This window comes from uncultured Sunxiuqinia sp. (assembly GCF_963974515.1).
Taxonomy (GTDB): domain Bacteria; phylum Bacteroidota; class Bacteroidia; order Bacteroidales; family Prolixibacteraceae; genus Sunxiuqinia.
This window is the reverse complement of sequence record NZ_CAXBDD010000184.1, coordinates 1-3,816: the sequence shown is the minus strand read 5'-3', so window position 1 is coordinate 3,816 and position 3,816 is coordinate 1. Positions and strand designations below refer to the sequence as shown.

Below are 3,816 nucleotides of genomic sequence, written 5' to 3'. Positions count from 1 at the left end.
GTAGGCAAGCCATCATCTCCTTTTTCCAAATCAACGGCATATTCCATTTCAACCGGTGAGCCCATTGCCTCACGGAATAAGCGCAACAAAAAACGCAGGGTATCGGCCAGCGGAATGTAATTGTATTTCAAAATATTGGCAAAATCAATCACCCGTAGCCCTTTCATATCGATCCCCGGAACCAGGCTGTCGTTTTCCAGATCATAAACCGACGCGCAATGCTGAAGAAATCCGTCGTGCTCGGCTTCCCTAATTTTGAATTTTTGAATGGCTGCATCTTCCCCGTTAATGACAATATTGACATTCGGATTGGACATATCCAAGGCATAAAACTCCTTTTGGGAATCGCGCACCTGATCGCGCACCAAGGTGGGATTGATGGTTGGATATTTTGGACAAAACCGGAAGGCCTGCTCACCGCCAACAACATACATCCCCAGCCCGATAGCCGCTACGGCAAAGCCATCTTCCGGCTTCATATAGGACACGGGATAATAATTGTATGATTGAGCCACCCCACTGATGGATGGGTAGAATCGTTTTTCATGCTCCTGTCCAACAACCGTCTGGATAATGACCGCCATTTTTTCCTCTTCAATCTTATAATTGACCGCATCGAAATAGGAAATGGCCGACTCCGTAAAAATACTGGCATACACCAGCTTGACAGCATTGATCAGTTGCTGATAACGCACGTACTTGTCCGGGTGATTGTTCGGCAACAAATAAGTCGCATAAACACCCGAAAAAGGCTGAAGCAGCGAGTCTTCAAACAAACCTGAAGAACGCACAGCCAGAGGCACTTTCATCACCTCGATGTAGCGAAACAACTTGGCTTTTAAGCCTTCGCTCAAATGTGATTCAAGAAAAATGGCCTTGATGTGTTCGTAATCGTTGTTGCTGTAAATCTCTTCGTACAGATTATTGAGCTCCAAAAATTTATCAAACTCAATCGCGCCAATCACAGCAGTTGCCGGAATGCGAATATTAATATTGGGAATAATTTTCTTGAAGTCAATATTTTCAATGAAGTTGCTCATAAAAGCCATGCCACGCCCTTTACCTCCCAAGGAACCTTTTCCCATGCGTATAATGTAGCGGTCGCTGTCAACGATGGCCGAATCAAAATTGATAATCCGGCCCCGCATCTTCTTTACCCGTACCCGCTCGAACACATCGAGGCAGAATTTGCGCAGCTCATCGGCACTCTTAAAATCTTCGAAACGATAAGGCAGCAACTGCTCTGCGATATTGATCTCGCCACGGGCCATGAGCCAGGTCGAAAATGAATTGCGTTTTCCATGATACGACAATGCTTCATCGGGAATCAACTTGAACATTTCCTGAAATTCCTGCAGGTTACGGGCAACCATTATCGGGTTTCCGGACAGATCCTTAAAAACAAAACTTCCAAAACCCAACCGCTTGTAGATGAAATTATGAATGTCCATAGACAAGCTTTCTGAGTTTTTATTAATGAACTCGGCTCCGATTTCCCGGGCGCGCACGGCATTGTTCACATCGTGACTCTGAAGCAGAAAGGGGACCGGAAAACGCATAATTTGCTTCACATACTTGAGCAGTTCAATGCCTGCTTCCGGGTCATCCATGCCATTGCGCGTAAAACGGACATCCGAAATCACACTCAGCAAGTAATCCCGGTATTTGTTCAGCATCTCGATCGCTTCCTGGTAGTTACTGACCAAGATCACCTTCGGCCGGGCCCGCATCTTCAAAATCATGTGCAAGTCGTCGTTTGATTCGTCCTGGACCAGGTTTTGAGTCTGGGTCATAATATTGGTGTACAACATCGGCAGGTAGCGCGAATAGTACTGAATGGAATCTTCCACCAACAAAATCATGCGTACATTCCCGTTCTTGATATCCGCCTCGATGTTCTTTTTATCTTCAATGTATTTAACCATGGCCAGAAACACGTTGGAATTTCCATTCCACACAAATACACGATCAATGGAATCAAACTGGTTGGCCGCTTCCTGAAAATATCGCAGGTCACCATTGTTGTTAACCAATAAGAGAATCGGAACATTCCCTTTGGCCTCATGCAAAACATCCGCCATTTTCACCGGAATATCCTTGTCGACTCCGACCATAATGATCACCAGGTCGAAGTCACGTTCCTTCATCGTTTTCAAGGCATCCTCTTCGGAGTTGACACTGGTAAAGCGCGGGTAGGTGTACAAATTCAATTGTAGAAATTCGCCAAAAATCTTGTCGGTAAACTGCCCCTCGCGAACGATCGAATAACTGTCATAGAGTGTGGCTACCAGCAAAACTTCCTTGACTTTCGTGGGCATCAGCTCCTCAAAAATATCGCGGTCGCTTTTCTTGCGTTTATAAATTGAGGACAGGGAAATGGCATCCAGATTTTCCATTGGCTTCGATTTTGCAGAAACAAGCAGAACACTTCGGCCTACAGCCAGGCATGCTTTTGTGATCCTCGTTTCAGACGTGATTAATTTTAAACCTTTGAAATTATTAAAAATCCGGCTCTCCCCAACAAAAAGGCCGGGGAATTAATCGACCTCCCCGGTCAGAATAAGCCAAAATCCCCATTCAAATTCCGCTCAGCCGATTTATTGCCGAAAATACGCGTCCACTTTACAATAAACTTAAACTATTGATCAAAAAACGGGACAAAACGACCTCCATTTTTATCGTTTCTAAGGGGTCAAAAGTTCGTTCGTCGGAGTTTCAAGGGGTTTTAGGCCCCAAAATGCACAGCTCATGAAATAAAACACATAATTTAATGACTGGTCATATTATTTGTTAATTTTGTAACAATTTAATTCAAAACCAGATCGCGTGGACTTTACATTACTATCAAACATTGTGATTAGCTTCATGATAACGTACATCGTTATCCCCCCAATTGTTCGGGTTTCCAGAGCTAAAAATTTAATGGACGTCCCCAATCAACGAAAATTAAATACCGTTGTTATCCCCACGCTGGGAGGTGTTGGAATTTTCATTGGCGTAAATATCAGTACGCTGATTTTTCTTCCTGACATAAAACTGACTGAACTTCGGTTTCTTTATGCTGCCATCATCATGATGTTTTTTATTGGATTGGAAGATGATCTGCTGGTGATTTCAGCCCGGAAAAAATTCCTGGTCCAGGTAGCAGCTTCATTCCTGCTTGTCGTTATGGGCGATTTTCAAATTACACATGCCTATGGACTGTTCGGCATAAACGAGTTTCCGACATGGTTCGGCATTCCGCTTACGGTACTCATTTTCCTCTTCCTGATTAATGCGATCAATTTAATTGACGGAATTGACGGATTGGCAGCTGGAATTGGCGTATTGATTTGTTCTGTCACAGGATTATGGTTTTACGGCGTGGGAGCTTTGGGATATGCCATTATAAGTACTGCCGTGGCTGCCAGCCTACTGGCATTCATGAGATTTAACCTTTTTAGCGATAAGAATAAGATCTTCATGGGTGATACCGGCTCACTCATTTTGGGGGTGATCCTTGGGGTGATTGCAATTACATTCAATGAATTGAATGCGTCCGTGGCGCAACCCTTCCACTTTAACCACGCTCCGCTGATGGTTATCGGCTTGTTAATTGTGCCTGTTACCGATACCATCAGGGTATTTGCCATTCGCATCTACCACAAAAAATCACCCTTTTCGCCAGACACCAATCACATCCACCATTTATTGATCAAGGCCGGGCTGCCGCATCTGGCTGCCAGCTGCTTGCTTTTTGGCTACACCATCTTTTTTACGATGCTGGCCTTAACCCTTCCATTGTATGTTGATATTACAACTGGTTTCGTTTTGCTA

General features: G+C 44.3%; 2 protein-coding genes. One reads left to right on the top strand and one right to left on the bottom strand.

Features of this window, described 5'->3' with window-relative positions:
• On the bottom strand, nucleotides 1–2,396 hold a 2,396-nt coding region (locus tag AAC033_RS18610), incomplete at its 3' end, for a PEP/pyruvate-binding domain-containing protein (protein ID WP_339740973.1).
• A gap of 526 nt (nucleotides 2,397–2,922) precedes the next feature.
• Between AAC033_RS18610 and AAC033_RS18605 the strand changes: the two genes are divergently transcribed.
• A partial coding sequence (locus AAC033_RS18605) for an MraY family glycosyltransferase (protein ID WP_339740971.1) occupies nucleotides 2,923–3,816 on the top strand: 894 nt, incomplete at its 3' end.